This window comes from Clostridium sp. LIBA-8841 (assembly GCF_057782475.1).
The window spans coordinates 324653-345994 of the sequence record NZ_CM173488.1 but is presented as its reverse complement, the minus strand read 5'-3'; the positions used below and the strand labels follow the sequence as shown (position 1 = coordinate 345994).

General features: G+C 27.0%; 12 protein-coding genes. 2 read left to right on the top strand and 10 right to left on the bottom strand.

Translation table 11 applies throughout. From position 1 onward, the window contains the following. Positions 1-127: 127 nt before the first annotated feature. The 3 genes from AC2A4K_RS01460 to AC2A4K_RS01450 form a co-directional block, all read right to left on the bottom strand. Positions 128-1324 carry an acetate kinase gene (locus AC2A4K_RS01460; protein ID WP_322505326.1) on the bottom strand — a complete coding sequence of 399 codons (1197 nt, stop codon included), beginning with the start codon at positions 1322-1324 and terminating at the stop codon, positions 128-130. Between the two features lie 322 nt (positions 1325-1646). After that, positions 1647-5165 (bottom strand): AAA family ATPase, encoded by a 3519-nt coding sequence (locus tag AC2A4K_RS01455; RefSeq protein ID WP_322505327.1) that lies wholly within the window; start codon positions 5163-5165, stop codon positions 1647-1649. Next, the gene (locus AC2A4K_RS01450; RefSeq protein ID WP_322505328.1) at positions 5152-6375 is read right to left on the bottom strand and encodes an exonuclease SbcCD subunit D; all 1224 of its coding nucleotides are present in this window, start codon (positions 6373-6375) and stop codon (positions 5152-5154) included. Before AC2A4K_RS01450 ends, AC2A4K_RS01455 begins: the two co-directional genes overlap by 14 nt. Before the next feature lie 465 nt (positions 6376-6840). Here AC2A4K_RS01450 and AC2A4K_RS01445 point away from each other — a divergent pair, with 465 nt between their 5' ends. Next, positions 6841-7494, top strand: coding sequence for a biliverdin-producing heme oxygenase (locus AC2A4K_RS01445; RefSeq protein WP_322505329.1), 654 nt, complete (start codon positions 6841-6843; stop codon positions 7492-7494). Between the two features lie 414 nt (positions 7495-7908). Continuing rightward, positions 7909-8724 (top strand): mechanosensitive ion channel family protein, encoded by an 816-nt coding sequence (locus AC2A4K_RS01440; protein ID WP_322505348.1) that lies wholly within the window; start codon positions 7909-7911, stop codon positions 8722-8724. A gap of 174 nt (positions 8725-8898) precedes the next feature. On the opposite strand, the gene AC2A4K_RS01435 is transcribed toward AC2A4K_RS01440, so the two are convergent. The 7 genes from AC2A4K_RS01435 to AC2A4K_RS01405 all read right to left on the bottom strand — a co-directional run bounded on the left by AC2A4K_RS01435 (position 8899) and on the right by AC2A4K_RS01405 (position 21324). Continuing rightward, a complete protein-coding gene (locus AC2A4K_RS01435; protein ID WP_322505330.1) occupies positions 8899-9675 on the bottom strand; it encodes a hypothetical protein in 777 nt (258 codons plus the stop codon). 33 nt (positions 9676-9708) lie between these two features. Then, positions 9709-10518: a YARHG domain-containing protein gene (locus tag AC2A4K_RS01430; RefSeq protein WP_322505331.1), complete on the bottom strand. Its 810-nt coding sequence runs from the start codon at positions 10516-10518 to the stop codon at positions 9709-9711. Positions 10519-10886: 368 nt separating this feature from the next. Then, on the bottom strand, positions 10887-13094 hold the full coding sequence (locus tag AC2A4K_RS01425) for a hypothetical protein (protein WP_322505332.1): 2208 nt from the start codon (positions 13092-13094) through the stop codon (positions 10887-10889). A gap of 31 nt (positions 13095-13125) precedes the next feature. Then, the gene (locus AC2A4K_RS01420) at positions 13126-14007 is read right to left on the bottom strand and encodes a hypothetical protein (RefSeq protein WP_322505333.1); all 882 of its coding nucleotides are present in this window, start codon (positions 14005-14007) and stop codon (positions 13126-13128) included. A 139-nt stretch (positions 14008-14146) separates the two neighbouring features. Beyond that, positions 14147-14374: a hypothetical protein gene (locus AC2A4K_RS01415; RefSeq protein WP_322505334.1), complete on the bottom strand. Its 228-nt coding sequence runs from the start codon at positions 14372-14374 to the stop codon at positions 14147-14149. Positions 14375-14481: 107 nt separating this feature from the next. Continuing rightward, positions 14482-15537, bottom strand: coding sequence for an acyltransferase family protein (locus AC2A4K_RS01410; protein ID WP_322505335.1), 1056 nt, complete (start codon positions 15535-15537; stop codon positions 14482-14484). A 270-nt stretch (positions 15538-15807) separates the two neighbouring features. Then, a complete protein-coding gene (locus AC2A4K_RS01405; RefSeq protein ID WP_322505336.1) occupies positions 15808-21324 on the bottom strand; it encodes a SpaA isopeptide-forming pilin-related protein in 5517 nt (1838 codons plus the stop codon). Between the last annotated feature and the right edge of the window lie 18 nt (positions 21325-21342).

The window sequence follows — 21342 nt, the reverse complement described above, 5'->3', positions numbered from 1 at the left end:
GTTTACAAACCTTTTTAATCTCAATATGACATTTTAAAATATTTATATATAATGCACTTTTAAATTAATATGCAATAATTTATTAGTCATAACTTCTGTATTAATTTTTTATTTTCACCAATAGAAGTTATTCCTTTATTAGCTCCACAGTTTCCTTAGCTATCATTAATTCCTCATTAGTTGGAACAACATAGGCTTTAATTTTTGAATCAATAGTTGATATTTCTGCAAGCTTTCCTCTAACTTTATTTTTTTCTCTATCTACAGCTAGTCCTAAAAATTCTAAGTTTTTCAAACATTCTTCTCTAGTTTCTGGAGAATTTTCACCTACACCAGCAGTAAATACTATTACATCTACTCCACCCATATTTACTATAAATGAACCTATTTCAGCTCTTATTCTATAGTGGAATATATCTAGTGCTAATTGTGCTCTCTTATCTCCTTCTAAAGCTGCATTTTCTATATCTCTAAAATCTGAACTAACGCCTGAAATTCCTAGAACTCCTGATTTTTTATTTAGAGATTCAGAAACTTCTTCTATTATATATCCACACTCTTCGATTAAAAATGGGATTATTGATGGATCTATGTTCCCTGATCTAGTACCCATTGGAATCCCTGCAAGTGGAGTAAATCCCATAGTTGTATCTATACATTGTCCACCTTTAATTGCTGATATACTAGCTCCATTTCCTAGGTGACAGCTGATTATTTTTAAATCTTTTATATCTTTTCCCATTGCTTCTGAAACTTTATTAGCTACATATTTATGTGAAGTTCCATGGAATCCATATTTTCTAATTTTATGTTTTTTATATAAATTGTAATCTATAGCATAGATATATGCTTTTTCTGGTAATGTTCCATGAAAGGCTGTATCAAATACAACTACCATTTTTTTATTTGGCATAAGACTTTGACATGCTCTTATTCCAATTATATTTGCTGGATTATGTAGTGGTGCTAGTTTGCTACATTCATTTAAATACTCTATAACATCTTCATCTACAATTACTGAAGAAGAATATTTTTCTCCACCATGAACCACTCTATGACCTACTGCCATAATTTCATCAACAGACTTAATAACTCCGACCTTTGAATCTGTTAAAGTACTTAGTACTATATCTATAGCATCTTTATGATCTTTTATTTCTTTTTCTACTATATATTTTTCGCCCATTTCATTTTTTTGAACTAACCTAGCTTGGTCAAGTCCTATTCTTTCAACTATACCGCTTATGATATCCTTTTCATTGACCATATCAATTAATTTATATTTTAATGATGAACTTCCGCAATTTATTATAAGTATTTTCATTTATATCATTCTCCTAACCTCAATTTAATTAATCTAAAACGTTTAAATACCAATCTTACAATAAATTTTATATTCTAATTAAATTGATTTCAACCGTAAACAAAAAAAATTTACAAAAATATTTTAAAAAATCTTTTTGTTACCAACTTACCAAAATATTTTTTACTTAACCACTAAAACTAACTTGAAAATACTTTTATAATAAGTGGTTTCCATTAACATTAAAATATTGTTAGAAATTATAAATTTCCAACAATATTAAACTGTGTATTAGTAAATAATATAAAATTATATATTTATTATTAACAATAAATTTTATCTTTTAACTTCTTTCTATTTTAACTTTACTTCCACCTATTCCTGCTTCTGCTGGTGTTAGTATTAACTTAACTGGGACTCTATTTTTTATGGATTCAACGTGGCTTATTATACCTACAGATAATCTTTCATTATGCAGTCTTTCTAGTGAACTCATAACCACATCTAAAAGATTATCATCTAATGTTCCAAAGCCCTCATCTAAGAAGAATAATTCTAAAGGTGCTGTTCCTTTTAACTGTATTTGTGATGAAAGTGATAATGCTAATGCTAAGGAAGCTAAGAAAGTTTCTCCCCCTGATAGAGTTGAGGAATCTCTTTCTGCTCCTCCATTTTTATAATCTCTTATTATGAATTTTCCATTTTCATCAACCTCTAATCCATAAACGCCATTAGTTATATCCTTAAGCTTTTTAGATGCCTCTATTGATATATACTTTAGCTGATTTGCTGCGATAAACTCTACAAATTTCTTTCCTTTAAATAATTTTTCTAAATCACTTAAAAGTGCTAGCTTATGTTCTTGCTTAGCTTTAATTTCAAGTATATCCTTCTGCTCCTCAAGTTTTTTCTTTATGGATTCCATTTCAGTAGTAAGTCTAACTTTTAATTCTTGTACTTCTTTCAATTCTTTTTCATTCTTATTTTTTTCCTCAAGAACTTTTATCCACTCTTCTTCAGTTAAACTCTTTCCATCTAATTTTTTTATTAATAATTCTATATTTGCTCTTACTTTAATTAAGTTCTTATCGTAGTCTTCAATAAGCACTTTTAACTTTTCTTTTTCATCCTTAGATAAAATACTTTCTTTAACCTCTAATATTGTTTTGAATCCTTCTTCTTCTAAAGATTTATTTACTTTTTTCTCTTCACTTTCTTTTCTTAGATTTAATGAGTTCAACCCTTCTTTGATAACGGCTACCTCTTGGCTCATATCAATAAATGATTTCTCTAACTTTTCTTTTTCTTCACTTAATCTTAAATAAGATTTTTCTATATCCTCAATTTCTAACTGTACACCCTTTAATAAGCCTTTAATATCTATTTTTTCAATAGACATGGAGTCATCAATTAAATCATTTAAAGCTTCTTTAATCATTCTTTCTTTTTCTCTATAAACTTGTACCTTACCATCTAACAAGGATTTTTGCTCTAAATAATCATCTTTTAATTTATCTCTTTTTTCTCTTAATTCATCCTTTAGCTTATTTGATTCATCTAATTGAGTTCTTATATTCTTAATCTCTTTCTCTAATAAACTTTTTTCTTTATCTTTTTTAGATATTAACTCATTTTCTAGCTTAATATCTTCAATTTTAAGTTCATCTTTTATAACATCTAATTCAGAAATTTTTAGCTTTAATTCCTTATCTAATTCTTTTACCTTTGAAGCTAATTCCTTCTCTCTAACTATTTTTTCACATAAAAGAACTTCTGCTTTATTAAAGATATTTTCTAAATTATTTTTTTCTTCTTTTAATTTTTCTAAATCTTTTTCTAAGCTTTCTTTCTTAACCTTAAAATCATCTACTTCTATTTTTAAAGTATTAAACTCTTCTTCTAACTCTTTTAAGGTTTCTTCTTTAAGTTCTCCTATTTCTTTAATGGTGTTATTTAATTCATTAATTTTCTTATTTTCATATTCTAAAGTAGCTTCTATTTTAGAGAATTCCAAAGTAAGTTCTTTTAGTACTTCTTCCTTACTTTCTAATAAGGTTCTTTTTTCATTTGATAACCCTAGATTGATTTTTTCAACATTATTAAGTTCATGATGTGTTGATCCACACACTGGACAACATTCTCCATCTACTAAACTTTCTCTAAGTTTATGAGCTAATTCTTCAATCTCAACCTTATTTATATAATCTCTAAGTTCTTTTACTTCCTTTTCTAATAATGATTTTTGATTTTCAAATTCTTTAAGTTTATCTTCAAAATTATTTTTTATCTTTAAGGACTCTTCTAGAGACTTTTTCATTTCTCTATATTTATTAAGTTTTTCTCTATATTCTCCAAGCCTTATTTGTTTTTCCAAAATATAATTACTATCTCCTGGAGATTCCTTTAAAAGTTTATCTAAATCATCACTTGTCTTATTTAAAACCTCTAGTTTCTCCTTTAAATCATACTCTGCCTTTTTTTTCTCTTCTGTAAGTTCTTTTATATATTTCTTTAATTCATTCTCTTCATTTTTTACTTCTCTAAATTGTTTAGATAAGTTTTCATAAGAATTTAAAATAAATAGTCCACCATTTATTTTATTTTTAACTTCTTCATCAACAAAAAGCTCTTCTTTTCTTTCTTCTTTTGCTTTTAATTCTTGATTTAATCTCTTTTCATTTTCTTCTATATCATTTAATTTAAGATCACACTTATTTCTCTCATCAAAAATTTTCTTACAAGCTTCTTTTAACTTAACTCCATCAGATTTTATTTGAAAAAGAATACCTCTTTCTCTTTCACTCTCTAATAACTTTTCTTTTTTTAATCTTAAATTAGGTAACTTCTCTTCCTTCCTTTTAGATACCTCTTCAAATTTCAAATTGTTTTCTTCTCTTAATTTTGCAAGTTCCTCTAATTTCTTATTTAACTCACTAAATTTTAATTCACCTTTACTTATTTCCTTTAGAATCTCTTCAAAATTATCTATAAATACTATTACCTTCTCAGCTTTATTTGCAACCTCAACTTTTTCTTTGGAAATTTTTATTTCATCACTTCTACTTACTAAATTTTCTTCCTCAATTTTCTTATCATAAAGTTCTTTTTGAGTATTCCAAACTTTTTCTAACTCCTCAAATTCTTTTTTTATCTTATTTAGTAATTCTTCTTTACTTTTAATACTTAAGTTAATCTCATTTATTTCTTCTTCTTTTTCCTTTAAAGCTTCTTCACTAATTCCTTCATATCCTTTTAGTTGTCCTTCTAAGACATTCATCTTATCCTTTTCTTTTCTTATTTCTAAACTAAGCTTGCTAGAAAGATCATCTCCATATTTTCTAAGATTAAATAATCTCTCAAGCATATTTCTTCTTTCTTTTCCCTCTAATTTAAGGAATTCACTAAACTTTCCTTGAGGTAAAACTACAGTTCTCATAAAGTCATCTAGCTTTAATCCTATGATTTCCTCACATTTAGAAGTAACAGCTTTTGCCTTGTCCTCTAAGACTTCTTCCTCTTCACCTGTTATATCTATTATTTTGGAACTTTTATTTCTTATTCCTCCACTTTTATTATCTCTTTTAAACTCTCTATCTACCCTATATCTTTTTATTTCTTTACCTGTTATTTGAAATTCATAACTTACATAAACACTATCACAGTTAGTGTTTATATAATTTGAACTTTTTCTAGAAATATCGCCATATAAAGCAAGGGTTATACCATCTAAAATAGTAGATTTACCACTTCCAGTTGGTCCAAAAATACCAAAAAGCCCTCTCTCTGTTAGCTTTTGAAAATCAACAACCTGCTTATCTATAAAACTGTTTAATCCCTTAACCTGAAGCTTAATTGGTTTCACTCTCTTCATCCCCTTCCTCTTTAACTATATTAAGTAATAGTTCTAATAAATCATTCTGAGGCTTGACCCCTCTTTCTTTTTCATAAAAATCAGTAAATAGTTCCTCAAAAGACTTTTCTGAGAAGTTTATTTCATCTACTTCCTCTTCATCTAATGTTATTTTAGGAATTATCTCAATAATGTCAGACTTAAGCTTCTTCATAATTTTTATTTCGTCTTCTCGTATATATCTATCTGTCTTTATTTCTAAGTAAACCCAACATTCTCTCTCTTTATTCTCCTCACATTTTTCAATAGCTTCATCAATACTATTACATTTCCAAACCTCTATAGGCTTATACACTTTAAACTTTATTTCATCTATTTTAGCATCTTCGCCAGCTTTAACATCCACAACAAAACACTTTTTTTCAAAGCTTATTTCTTTCTTGTTATACTGAAGTGGAGAGCCTGCATATCTTATTTTTTTATCAGTTCCTGGTAAAACCATAGGCTTGTGTATATGTCCTAAAGCCACATACTGAGCTTCCTTTGGAAAACATTCCTTATCAACTATGAAACTTCCACCAAGCTCTATATTCCTCTCTGAACCAGTATTTTCCGCTCCTGTTGCAAAAAGGTGGGATACTACTAAATTTATTGTATCCTCCTTAAAATTTCCCTTAAGAGAGTCAAATAAAGTTCTTATTCTATCACTATAGCTCTTTACTCTTTCCTCAGTTTCATCCATTGCTCCATATAAAACTTCATTTAATCTTTTTTCGCTTGGATATGGAACAGTTAATACTACAGCTTTCTCTCCAGCTATATCAAATTCAATAAAACCTTCCCCAGAACTTAAAATTTTATTATTTCCGTATTCACCAACTTCAACTACACTTTTAGGAGTACCAACCATTATAATTCCATGTTCTCTAGCTAATGGTCCTGCAGCAACTAATCTCTCTGGATTATCATGATTTCCTGATATAACTAAGGTCATTCTTTCTCCATTAGCTGAAATTTTCTTTAAAGTATCATAAAACATTTTTTCTGCTCTAGCAGGTGGATTACTAGAATCATATACATCTCCCGCTATAATAACTAAATCTATATTATTATCTTTTACTATATGGACAAAGTCCTCTAGAAATTGTTCTTGTTCATCCATACGACTTAATCCTTCTAAGTTCTTTCCTAAATGCCAATCAGCAGTGTGAAGTATTCTCATACCGACTCTCTCCTAACACTCTTAATTTTTATATTATTTAATCTTGACTATGTTTTAAATCAGTATTTACCTAAAACAAAGTCTAAACTTAAAAATTTGTTACTATTTTATTTATTATAAATATTATACTAAACCTAATTTACATTTAATAAACTTTTTATAAAAACTTATACTTTAATAATTTAGTATTATCATTTTAATCTTTATATTTTTTATTAAAATCATATCATTTTTGTTAATAACAATTATTTTTAAATAATTGTTAGTATAAATTTCAAAGAAATATATATTTTATTATTAAATTTTATAAAAATTATTATCTTATGAACATAATTCGCAAAACAATATATTTGATACCACTACCCCTAAAGAGTATATTAAAAGCATAAAGAAGGTTGCTATAACCTATTAAGTTTTACCTAATATCTTATAGGAGCCTTTAATAAAATTTACGAGGTGATATTTATGAATTCATTCATGATGGATATAAAAACTAATAGTAACGATTTACATACTGTAGCTGAAAAAACAGGTTTCTTAAAAAGATTATTAGAAGGTAAGGCTTCTACAGAAAGCTATGGTGAATATCTTTATAATCTTTACGAGGTATATAAAGCACTTGAAGCTAATTTAGAAAAAAACAAAGAAAATAAAGTTGTTAAAAACTTTGTAATTCCTGAAATTTATCGTGCTAGCGCAATACATAAAGACATATCATACTTCTTAGGAGAAAGATTAAATACTATTAAACCTATAGCTTCTACAAAAGCTTATGTAGATAAAATAAATGAATTAGGTGAAACTTCTCCTGAACTTTTAGTTGCTCATGCTTACACTAGATATCTTGCTGATTTATTTGGTGGAAGAACAATGTATGGAATCATGAAAACTCTATATAACGTAGATGAAGCAAGATTAAATTATTATAAATATGATAAGCTTAATGATGGCCCAGAAATGAAAAATTTTGTTATGAATTATCATAATACACTTAACAATATTGAATTAGATGATCAAATGAAAGAAAAATTCATAAATGAAGTTGCTAATTCTTATATATATAACATAGCAATTTCTAACGAAATAGATTTTATAAAATTTGGTAATTTAAAAAACTAAACATTTATATAATCAATTATATTCAACAAAACAAATCCTTTAAAATAAGCTAGATTTATCTAGCTTATTTTTTTATAAACAATAAGAGCTATGGTTAAACCATAGCTCTTCCCCTAGTAATGCCATTTCACCGATAATTTTGCCCGTAAAATATCGGTCTTTATGAGGTCTTTTCACTTTGTATACTTCCCTATTTTTTAAATTTATAATCATATTTTCTTTATATTTTATAAGTTTATCATTTACTCTCTACCTAATTCATATATATATCAATATTAAAATTTCTATTCAGATTTTTCCATAAATGCTATTCACTTTTTATGAACAATTATTGTTTTTAGTTGCTATTTATTCAAAGAATATTTATAATATATTTGCTTTGATAAAAAGTAATGATAAATAGGAGGTTTAATGATGAGTTTTAATGCTACTCAAATGTATGAAAAACTTTTGACTTGGATTACAACTAATGGATTTAAATTATTAATTAGTTTAATCTTACTTTACACTGGTTGGAAACTTATTAATAAGGTAATTAAAATTTTAGCTAACATACTTAGACAAAGAAATGTAGATGCTACATTAACATCATTTATGGAGGCTTTTACTGATATATCTCTAAAAATTCTTTTAGTTATAACTTTAATGAGTTATGTTGGATTTGATATAGCTGGTTTAGCAGCTCTTATAGCTTCTGCTGGTTTAGCAGTTGGACTTGCCCTACAAGGAAGTTTATCTAACTTTGCTGGTGGAGTAATAATCCTTTTATTAAGACCATTTAGGGTTGGTGATTTTATAGAAGCTGTTGGTTACTCAGGAACAGTTGAAAAAATAACTGTTTTCTATACACATTTAGCAACCCCAGATAATAAAGAAATATTAATTCCTAATGGTACACTGGCTAATGGAAGTCTTATTAACTATTCAGCTAAGGATACTAGAAGAGTTGATTTAGTATTTGGCGTCGGCTATGATGATGATATCATTAAAGTGAAAAATGTTCTTTGGGATATTATAAATAAAAATGATTTAATACTAAAAACACCTGAAGCCTTTGTCGGTATAAGTCAACATGCTGCAAGCTCTATTAATTTCACAGTTAGAGTTTGGGCCAAGCAAGAAGATTATTGGACAATCTATTTTGATTTATTAGAACAAGTTAAGTTAAGATTTGATGAAGAAAAGATAAGCATTCCATATCCTCAAATGGATGTACACTTAAATAAATAAAATAACAAAAAGCCTAAACTAAATGCATCGAGCCATGCATTTAATTTAGGCTTTTATCAATCCTACCACACTAAATCTTAAATGATTATCTTATCTATATAATAACGTTTTCAAAGAATTTTGTCAATATCTTTTTTCAAAATATTGACAATTGGTATATTTAACCTATTTTTATTAATATAAAAACTCATCTTCTATATAGTTAGTCAAATCATAATCTTCTAAGATCAGCTTATTGCTATCTAAAACCTCTCTATTATCCATATAGAACTTTAGATTTTCTTTACTTATTATATTAAAGTTTAAGTCTGCAAAATACCACGTTGATTCATTTCCATCGCCAAAATAACTACTTACAGGTATTTCAGTAAACTTATAATAAATATTATTATTTATATAATAAGGTCTTTCAGCATCAAATATTAAACATGTATCTTCGAAAAATCTTTTTGTTAACTTTATTGGTTTTAAAATATATCCTTTTTGATTATTGAATTCTCTCTCTTTATCATATGGAAGATTTTTGGCCTTTTTAAATTGTATATAATACTCTTTTCCTGCACTCCCAATACTACGCACATCTGGATCAACTTCATTATTCTCTAAATAAAGATTAAGCAGTTCTACATTTTTTTCTTCTTCACTTAAATTTTCTAAGTTTTTCTTAGGTTTAGAACTATAAGTGTTAAATCCCTTACTCATTTCAATACTATTTTCTATATTTATTACTTCTGCTTCAATATTTTTATTTTTTAACTTATCATTCTCTTCTTTTATTATATTAACCATAATTTCAGCATTACCTAAATCATCACGATTAATATATGTTTTAGCTTCAAAAACTTTAGATTCTAATTTTTTTACTTTCTTATGTTCAAACTCTTCTATCCCTACTATAGCTACACCTGTAACTAAAACACCTATCATCCCCAATATAAGGAATCTTTTCATCTTTATCCCTCGCTTATCTAAATTGTATATCTTTTAGTTTTTTGATTTTTCATCCTGTATTTCTTTTATTAATCCTATGTTATATCTCTCATATTCATTGATTTCAGCATTTGTCCCCTTAAATGTTACATCCTTTGAATACCAATCCTTATTCTCAAAATAATTTTTATACTTATCATCAGTAAAAACAAAACCATGTCTTGCTAGAATTTCCGCTTTAATTAATCCCAATGTATCATAATCATATTTTTCTAATTCATCTTTAGTAAGTTTTCTACTATAACTATCTGGGATTATATAACCAACTAATTGATTATATTTTGAATCATCTTTAAAACAAGCATCTTTAGAATTTCCGCTTCTATATTCACTAGCTAAAGTGTCTTGTCCACTTTCTTCTAAAGCTTGTTTTAACTCATTATAATTTTTGTACTCTTTTATATTATACCCATTATTCTCTGCTTGTCTCAAATAATAAGCACATTCATTGTATTTTTCCATTGAAAAGGCCTCTTCGGCTTTATCCTGATATACCTTGATTATTATATTATTTTTATCTTTCTCTTTAAGGTTACTTACTTTTGAAATTTCATCACTTACTTTATCATTACCTTCTAAACTATCATATATGTCATCTAATACAGCATTTGTATATTTAAAACTTAAGGCTTTATTATAATACTCTAATTGTTCACTTTCAATGTTAGAATTATTTGCTCTCATTACATAATAACTATACATTATATCCTTCCAGAAAGCTAAAGAAGTGGCAATTAATATTATTATAATTAATACTATAATTAATCTCCTTCTTTTTCTCTTAAGAGTTTTCTTGTTATTCATAGTTTTCCTCCATTTACTTTATCATTAGCTACAAATACTTTATTTTAAGGCTATGTTTTAAAGCAGAATTTATTTTTAAATAAGTCTTAAGGACTAACTAAAAATCAATATTCACCTAAAACAAAGCTTATATTAATAATTTTTGTTATATGTAAAAAAGTTATATTTTTTATAACTAATTTTATGTTATAATTAAGTAAAATTTATAGATAATGCTAATTACTACAACATTATTAATATAATTTGTTCTTTTTCACCCTTATGAGAATTGTAACAAAAACAAAAAATTTATTTGTCTGAAATAATAAATACATATATAAGTTAGCATTATTTATAAATTTAAAGCTGGTATGAATATACCAGCTTTTTTATTTAGCAAAATCGAAATTATCTTCTTTAAAGCTCTCCATAAGTTTATAATTATTCTTTATTAATTTATCTAATTTCTCACTCTTTAAAGTATTTTCTTTAAGATCGATTCGTATGTCTTCCAATCCACTTTCTTTGTCAGCTAATATTTCCTCAAGCTCTCTAATAGTTAGAAGTTCATTTTCAAAGACTCCAGATTCTTTGGCTTGCTCAATAAGTTTATCTTCTAACAATCTTATATTTTTATTTATCTCAAGCTTATTCAATTTATATTTCCATGTATCAAGGGAAAATAAATTCTTAACAAATCCTCTATCTTTAAGGCTATGTTCTTCTGATAGCTCTATAAGATTTTTTTGGTTAACAGCTCTACTGTATTCTTCATAAGAATCAAAGTTTTTTATTTCTTCAGATTCAAAAACTTTTTCTCTAAACATATTCCATTGAGCCTTTATAGCATTTTCAGTATTATCTTTTTCTGCTACAAACTTTCTTTCGTTCGTAATTAATAACTCTCTCTCATCTTGGACTTCTTTAAGGTTTTTTTCTAAGTTATTTTTTTCAGAAAGTATTTTATCATACTTTTCTTTTTCTTCTAACCAAGCCTCAACTAATTGGTTATAATATATTTTTTCTCTTCTTTCTTTTCTTAATATCTTATTTGATATGCTTATTTCCATTACAAATATAGGAACTAGAATTTCTCTAGAAATTTTAAATTCCTTTAACAAAATTACTAATAATAAAGGTCCTATATATGCTCTTAACATGTCATGCCTAGTTCTAAATTCATAAAAATCAAAATCTTTTTGAAAAGCTACATAAATTGAAAATATTGATCTTATAACGAATTCAGAGCTCTCACTTATTCCACAATCTAAAGCAGCATTTAAGAATTTAACCTGATTTAATCTTATGTTTTCTTTAATTGTATTCTCAGATATATCAGTGAAATTCATCTTGTTTAAGATTATCTTTCTCTCATCTAAAGGTATAGTTCTTAAGACTTCGTAGATTATGTCTGAAATCTTATCCTTATTCTGTTCATCCTTGTTTATCTCCGCTGAAAGGCTATTTATTATAACAATTAAATAATAATTAACTATAGCTTCTAACTTATCTACTTTTCCATTAAAAGCATCACGCTTTTCAATTATAAAATAAGCTTTTTCAACTATACTATCTAAAGATTTATCAAAAGTAGGTTTATCTGCCACTGAAGCTGAAGGTGTGTTAGTAAGCTTTAATAAAATATAATATAACTTTAATTTTAAAATATTATCAGGATATTTTTTTAGTTCTTCAACTTCTTTCTCAATAAACTTTATAAATTCTTTTCTTTGAGATTTTAAAAATATACCTCTAGATTTGTTTAGAAAAATACTTCCTAAGCTTAAACTCTTTAAAAAGGCATAAACAACTCTAAGTTCATATCCTTGTAAAGATAAGAACCCTTTATAAAAATCAGGATATTTACTATTACTTCCTTCAATAGATTCATCTTTTTCAACATAATTCATAAGCTTAACTTGAAGCTCTTTAAAGTTATTTAGTACCTCTTGTAATTCTACCTCTTTTTTTTCTAATTTTTCTGTAAGATCTTTCTTCTCTTCCTTCACACTTTTCAACAAAGCCTCAAGTTCCTCTTGTTTTTGTTCATCATCACTGTTTGTTTTTATTTGTTTTTCCAGACTTATAATAAATTTTTTCTTATTCTCAAGTACTTTTTTATCTATAGCTAAATCACATTCACTCTCTTTTAAGCTTTCTGGAGTAATAAAATTATAGTCTTCATCTATACTAATCTCTTTTGTTATGTTTTTTAAGTACCATATTAAAATCTCATGTACTTTTTTTAGTGCTAATAATGTACTGCTTTCATCTTCCAGATTACTATCTATTTCTTTATTTGCACTTTTATCTCCCTTAATTCTTAGGTATTCTCCTGATTCTATAACCCAGCTAGGAATATATTCTTTTAGATTATTTAAAGTCTTTCTAAAATTAACTTCTTTATTTTCTTCACTTCTTACCCCATATTTTTCTTCAAGCTTAACTAACAGGTCTTCAACAACCATTCTTGAAGCTATATACGTTAAAACTGCATGAGTTTCCCATGCCTTTTCAGCATTTTTTAATAAATCGTAATATCCTTCAATGCTTGTTTTCAATATAAAATCAAAATTTGTACTTCTTTTACTCTCCATACTTTCCCCTCTAAAGCATATATTTTTTATGTTAATGCTTGTTACCTTTGAATAGTTCGTAAACACCTTTTAAGAATACTTGAGTTTTTTTATCCTCAAGCTTTTTAAACTTATTATTAAAGTATTTTTTGTTAGATTCAACTTTAAGATTAACAAAATCTATATCTTTTTTAACATCTTCAATAAAAGTTTTATGTTTTATTATGTAAATATATTCTTCATAACATAAGTTTAAATTATAAAATGATTTTCTTATCATAAATATCAATGTTATTGCTATAAATACACCTAATACTGAAATTATTCTAGCTATAATATTATAATGTTGATTATAATTATTAACCATATCAACAACTACACTACTGGACATTATACTATTTATATTTTCTATAGCTATTAATATTACAAAAATTATAAAATATGTTATTCCTAAATATTTAACTCTTGTATATGCTAACTTTTCAAGGTTACTTTTTTCCTCAACATTAATATTAATATTATCTACTGATGATATAATATCACTTATTCCTGATAAAATTAAAACCATAGCAATTATACACATAATATATACATCTAATGATTTATTAAGTCCATATTCACTGCCAAAAAATTTATAGCTTATTATTCCTAAAATTGTATAACCTATTATAACTTTAAAATCTCCTAAGATAAATTTCTCTTTTATTACTTTTATCTTAGATACAATAAATATTACCGCTATTACTAATATAAATTTAACAATTAATTCTCTATATACAAAGACTTTATTAAATATAAATTCAAATAAATTTTTATTATTTATCTTTGAATTCATTCTTCCTAAGGTATCTATTAAAATAAATAACATAGGTATTAACATTATTAATATAGATACTTCTTTATAGTTATTAAAGTTTTTTCTTTCATCTATCATAGCAACACCTCCATCCATATCTATTTTATAAACATTCTGTAAACTCTATCTTTTATTATATACCTTTAATTTTTATGTTAAAATATCTTAAACACAAAAAAGTTATGAAATAATTACATACTTCATAACTTTTAAAATACTAATATGCTATATTATAATTCCTTAAAGTTCCAATTAATATACCATCTAAATAAATTTCTCCATTTCTTTTAATAAATCCTCTCTTACCTTCTATATATATAATTCCACCGGGTTTTAATATTCCTGCATATCTTCCGTCTAAATATATACATCCATCAGTACCTACTAAACCTCTTCTATTGTTTAGATAAAACTCTTTAATGCATGTTTCTTGTCTCCTTAGCATATATACCCCTCCATTATATATTTCTTGTTTTAAGATTATATTATTAATAAATATTAAATATTACATAAAAAGCATCTAGTTTTAAAAAACTAGATGCTTGAATTATCTTATCTATTTTCAACTATTATATCCTTAGGTTTTATCACATGACTTTCCCTAAAACGTCTATATAAAGTTAGATCTCCTTTAAATAAGAACCTACTAACTAAGCTCTTATCTATTAAAACCGTTATAAGCAATGGCACACTTACTCCAATTATAGTGAACATTATATAGTCAAAATGGAATATATCCATAAATAAAGTAGCAACTTGCTTATGTAGATACATTATTACAAGAGAATTTACTCCCATTATAGTAAATAACTTTTTATATTTTAACTTACTGATTTGATAACTTAAAGATAAAATAAATACTGTTATAGTTACTGGCATTATCAAATCAAATATTGGACTTTGGTAGAATGAGTATTTTATATTTAAATAATAATAAATCCCCATACTAGTATTCATTCTGAATAGTATAACAATAGCTATTCCAGATGCTATTAATGTATTTACTGATTCAAATATTTTTTGAATGTTTTTTTTGCTTATATAGTATCCTAGAGCGTAATATGGTAATGTTATTAAAACAGTATCTAAGTTCCAGAAAACAAACTGCTTACTAGTTATTTCTGTTATACTTGATGGTATAAAACTCATTGAATATATATGAGCTAAAACATAACTTAAAGCACACACTATAAATAATCTTCTAGGTTTTAATAATTTATTTAGCTGATCAAATATTACTTTAGTAACAAACATTACAGGAATAAACCAAAACACACCCCATGTTGCCTTCCCACCATATACATATTTAAGTATTTCATGTAGTAAATCACCAAAACCAAAATTTCCATGATAATACATCATATAATTGAAACTTATATCAACTAATGAGAACATTGCATATGGAATAAAAAATTTTATCGCCTGTTCCTTTATAGATATTCCTTTTTTATAAAGCATTCCACTTATTATAAAGAATGCAGGCATATGGAACCAATAAAGATACGGAGCTTTTTCAAAGGGAGCATGACATAGTACAACACTTATTATTAAAATCCCCTTGGCAATATCTAAGTAATCTAATCTTTTCTTTGGTAATACAGTATTCATATCATTTCTCCTACTCATTAATATAATATTGATATTACTCCCTATTTATTTTCCCCATAAATTATCTAAATATGAATATATATCAATAACTTATTTTTAATTAGTTAGATTTTTCAAATCTAGTTACTCCTAATATGATACTTTTATAATGAAACTTTAGTTTGAACTTTATATGAATTCGAAATTAAATATATATAAATTTTAACGTTAAAAAAAGCAAATTCTATTAAAATGAGTTTAAAATTCATTTATAACAGAATTTGCTTTATACTATCTTACTTTCTTTCTATTTACTAACACAGCTGCTACTAAACTAATTATTATTAACCCAAGTCCTAATATAAATATACTTCTTTCAGATAGGAATGAACCTGTCTTAGGAATCTCTTTTATATTTTCTTGTTTATTATCATTATTACCTTTTGGATTGTTATTGTTATTACTATTATTGTTATTGCCATTACTAATTTCTGTTTTATCTTCTGATTTATTTTCCTTAGTATTTTTAGCAACAAACTCTAATAACTTATTATTCTCAGCTATATCAAATTTAACTGGTGTTGAATCTAATACATATCCTTCTGGAGCTTTTACTTCTTCGTAAGTATAATTTCCATATGGTAAGTTATTAAACTCTACTATACCTTCTTTGTTTGTTGTTCCTGTCTGAACTACTTTTCCATCTAAATTCTTAACAACAAACTCTGCTCCTTCTAGTGGATTATTATTTTGTGAATCAATCTTTGTTATCTTAACTCCACCTTGTATCAGATTGTTCTTAGCTGTGAATTCTAATACTTTGTTATTTTCACTTATATCAAATTTCACTGATGTTGAATCTAATACATATCCTTCTGGAGCCTTTACTTCTTCGTAAGTATAACTTCCGTATGGTAAGTTATTAAACTCTACTATACCCTCTTTATTTGTTGTTCCTGTTTGAACTACTTTTCCATCAGAGTTCTTAACAACAAACTCTGCTCCCTCTAGTGGATTGTTATTTTGTGAATCAACCTTTGTTATCTTAACTCCACCGTGTATCATGTTGTTCTTAGCTGTGAATTCTAATACTTTGTTATTTTCACTTATATCAAATTTCATTGCTGTTGAATCTAATACATATCCTTCTGGTGCTTTTGTTTCTTCGTAAGTATAATTTCCATATGGTAAGTTATTGAACTCTACTATACCATCTTTATTTGTTGTTCCTGTTTGAACTACTTTTCCATCTGAGCTCTTAACAACGAACTCCGCTCCTTCTAATGGATTGTTATTTTGTGAGTCGATCTTAGTTATCTTAACTCCGCCTTGTATCATGTCGTTCTTAGCTATAAACTCTAGAGTCTTACCATGCTCTTCTACATTAAATTGTACTGGCTCTGAATTAAGTACATATCCCTTTGGTGCTTCAACTTCTTGGAATGTATATTGTCCATATCCTAATCCTAAAACTGTCGCAACACCTTGTTCATCAGTAACTACAGTTTGTACTACTTTGCCATTTGAATCTTTTATTTCAAACTTAGCTCCTGGTAAAGTGTTTCCTGTCTCTGAATCTACTTTTGTTATTTGTAAGTTTCCTTCTATTGGGTCATTTTTAGCTGAGAATTCTAATACTTTGTTATTTTCACTTATATCAAATTTCACTGATGTTGAATCTAACACATGTCCTTCTGGAGCTTTTACTTCTTCGTAAGTATAAATTCCGTATTGTAAATTATTAAACTCTACTATACCATCTTTATTTGTTGTCCCAGTTTGAACTACTTCTCCATCTGAGTTTTTAACAACAAACTCTGCTCCCTCTAGTGGATTATTATTTTGTGAGTCAATCTTTGTTATCTTAATTCCACCACTTATTTTTTTGTTTGTTACTTGTATATTTATTGGAGTACTATAACCTGACTTAACCGTAAACTCTTTTTCAATATTAGAGTTTACATATCCTGTTGGAGCCTCTATTTCTATTAATTTATATGTTCCTGGTGGTAATTTTAATGAAGCCACTCCATTTTCATTTGTGACTAAAATACCTTCAACATTGTTATTTAAAATATTTACTATTTTAAATTTAGCTCCACTTAACTTTATATTAATATTAGCTAAATCAATCTTTGTTATATTAACTTCACATTGATCTTTTTTATTATAGAAAGTTAAATCTATTTGGGTAGTCTGTCCTAGTTTAATTTCAAATTCTTGTTCTTCCCCAGAAAGTAAATATCCTGTTGGTGCTTTTATCTCAACTGCTTTATATTTTCCTGGTGCAAGATCAAGCCATGCTCTTCCACTATCATCTGTAGTAACCGTATCAACTATCTTATTGTTACTTAAATCAACTATATTGAAAGTTGCTCCTTTTAGTAACTTAAGCTTATCATCTAAGTCAGACTTTTTTATAGCAACATGAGTTTTAATTATATTATTCTTAGCTGTAAATTCTAATACTTTATTATTTTCATTTATATCAAATTTCACAGCTGTTGAATCTAACACATATCCTTCTGGTGCTTTTGTTTCCTCGTAAGTATAACTTCCATATGGTAGGTTATTAAACTCTACTATACCATCCTTATTTGTTGTCCCAGTTTGAACTACTTCTCCATCTGAGTTTTTAACAACAAACTCTGCTCCTTCTAATAGATTGTTATTTTGTGAATCAATCTTTGTTATCTTAATTCCACCTTGTACTATTTTGTTATTAGCTGTGAATTCTAATACCTTGTTATTTTCATTTATATTAAACTTTACTGCTGTTGAATCTAATACGTATCCTTCTGGCGCTTTTGTTTCTTCATAAGTATAACTTCCATATGGTAATTTATTAAATTCTACTATACCATCTTTATTTGTTGTTCCTGTTTGAACCACTTTTCCATCTGAGTCCTTAACAGTAAACTCTGCGCCCTCTAGTAGTTTATTATTTTGTGAGTCAACCTTTGTTATCTTAACTCCACCTTTTATAATGTTATTCTTAGCTGTAAACTCTAAAGTTTTTCCATGCTCTGTTACATTAAATTGCACTGGATTTGAATTAAGTATATATCCCTTTGGAGCCTCAATTTCTTGGAACGTATATTGTCCATATCCTAATCCTGAAATTGTCGCAACCCCTTGCTCATCAGTAACTACAGTTTGTACTACTTTGCCATTCGAATCTTTTATTTCAAACTTAGCTCCTGGTAAAGTATTTCCTGTCTCTGAATCTACTTTTGTTATTTGTAAGTTTCCTTGTATCGGATCATTTTTAGCCATAAACTCTAATATTTTATTATTTTCATTTATATCAAATTTCACCGATGTTGAATCTAACACATATCCTTCTGGTGCTTTAAGTTCTTCGTAAGTATAACTTCCATATGGTAAGTTATTAAACTCTACTATTCCATCTTTATTAGTTGACTCAGTTTGAACTACTTTTCCATCTGAGTTCTTAACAATAAACTCTGCTCCCTCTAATAGATTATTATTTTGAGAATCAACTTTTGTTATTTTAACTCCACCGTGTATCATATTATTCTTAGCAGTAAATTCTAATATTTTATTATTCTCAACTATATCAAACTTCACTGGTGTTGAATCTAATATATATCCTTCTGGAGCTTTTGTTTCTTTATAAGTGTAGCTTCCATATGGTAAATCATTAAACTCTACTATACCATCTTTATTTGTTGTTCCTGTTGAAACTACTTTTTCCTCTGAATTCTTAACAGTAAATTCTGCTCCTTCTAGTGGATTGTTGTTTTGTGAATCAACCTTTGTTATTTTAATTCCACCTTTAATCATAGAGTTATTTATATTACCTAAATCTAAAATAGTTCCTATATCAGTATCTAAAACTTCAAATTTTATTTCATTTGGATTTAAGTTATATCCCTTTGGAGCAACAATCTCTTTTAAATAATATGTACCAACATCATCAATATCATGAGTAATTTTCCCCTCTGAATCACTTGTTAAAATAATAGGACTTCCATCTTCATTAGTTAATTCCTTTTTATTGCTATCTAAAAGTTTAAATTTAGCACCTTCTAATGCTTTTCCAGTATTCTCATCTATTTTTTTAGCTTCAAAAGCAAATCCTTTTTTAGTTTCTACTTCATTACTAGGAGTTCCATTTATAGTTGCCACATTTTTCACTGTATTTCCATCAGGAACATTACTAAAGTCTGCTTTTATGTTTACTTTAAGATTTTCTCCGTACTCTACATCTTTTATATCATTAGTAACAGTTACTTTGTTATTTTCTATCTTATAACTAAAATGTTCTGGTGCCTCTACTCCTATAATTTTAACCCTTGGATCTAAACTATCTACTACATTTAAATATCCCTTATCAAAGAAACCATAACAATCAAAGTTAATAGTATAGTTAACTATGTTGTTATCTCCCTTTTTAATGGTTTCTTTATCTACTGTCTTTTGTGCATTTATTGCACCTGCATTTGTTTTATATTGAACAGTCTTGTCTATTGAAGCTGATGTATTATTGTAAGTTAATTTAGCACTATTATCATAAGTTTTATTAGGCTCAACAACCTTTAATGTATAATACAAATAATAATACTTATCTGTATTCCCAAAATTTATTGTCATAGTATTGTCTTTTACTGATACTAATCCCTCTTGGTTTAACCATTTAAAAGTTCCATCAGCAGACTTTTCACCTACAGATATACTACCGTCAACTAGTGTCATACCTTCTGGAAATTTATCTATAAACACTGCATTATTAAGTTGTTTGTTATTAGGGTTAATATCTAAAGCATATCTAACTTCTCTACCCATGCTAGTATACTCTATATCTGTTTGTGTAGTAGGATCAAGACTACGTTTTGTTAACATTGTTGAATCTTCTTTTGGTTTAACTATTGTACTACTTTCTAAAGAACCAACTGTTACTGTATTCTTGTAAGAAGGCATATCTTTAGTTATTTGCGTAGAATACTCAACTCTATATGCTGAATATGTATTTCCAAAATCTATTACAAGCGAATTTTGATAAGCCCATATTTTACCTTGAAATTTGCTTGTTACCTCTCTTTCAGCTTGGCCATATGGTGTTTCATATATTTTTACTGAATCAGTTTTCAATACCATTCCATCAGGCATATTATCTCTTAATACAGCATTATTCATTACTTTATATTTCCCATTAAAATAAATACTATAGTTTACTATTTTATTGACTACTGGCTTATTTATATTATTAACTAAAATACCATTCTCATAACCATCATAGCCACTAGCATTAGTTACACGCTTTAATAAATCCTCTTGCCCAGCTGGATCCGGTTTTGATGGATTATCTCCTGGAGTAACTTCTACATCTACATACTTAGTAGTTCCATTAAATTCAACTGTAACTCTTTCATTTGTAGGTTTTTCTATATTTTTAGGAGTTGCAAGAATATCTAAATAACCACCTATACCAGTACTTGACCCTTCACTAAATGTTAATATAACCTGAGTTTGTCCATTTACTTTTTTTGTTTCTACACTTGAAAAATGCTCTGGTGGATATTCAGGTATTATATTGGTAAAACACTCTGGCAAAGTAAATATAATTTTGTCACCAGGGTTAATTTTCCCTCCATTAACCACCTTATACTCTAACTTGAATTCCACCTGTTCTCCATCCTTTACAGTGCTTTTGTTGGATGTAATATTCATATCTACCCCTGGCGTGGCAGCTAATGCAGCCATGGCAGGAGATAAAATATTCATAAACATTGTTATGAACACAGTCATAGCCGTTATAAATATTTTCCTTTTCCTTTCTCTCACCCTAAATCGACTCCTTTG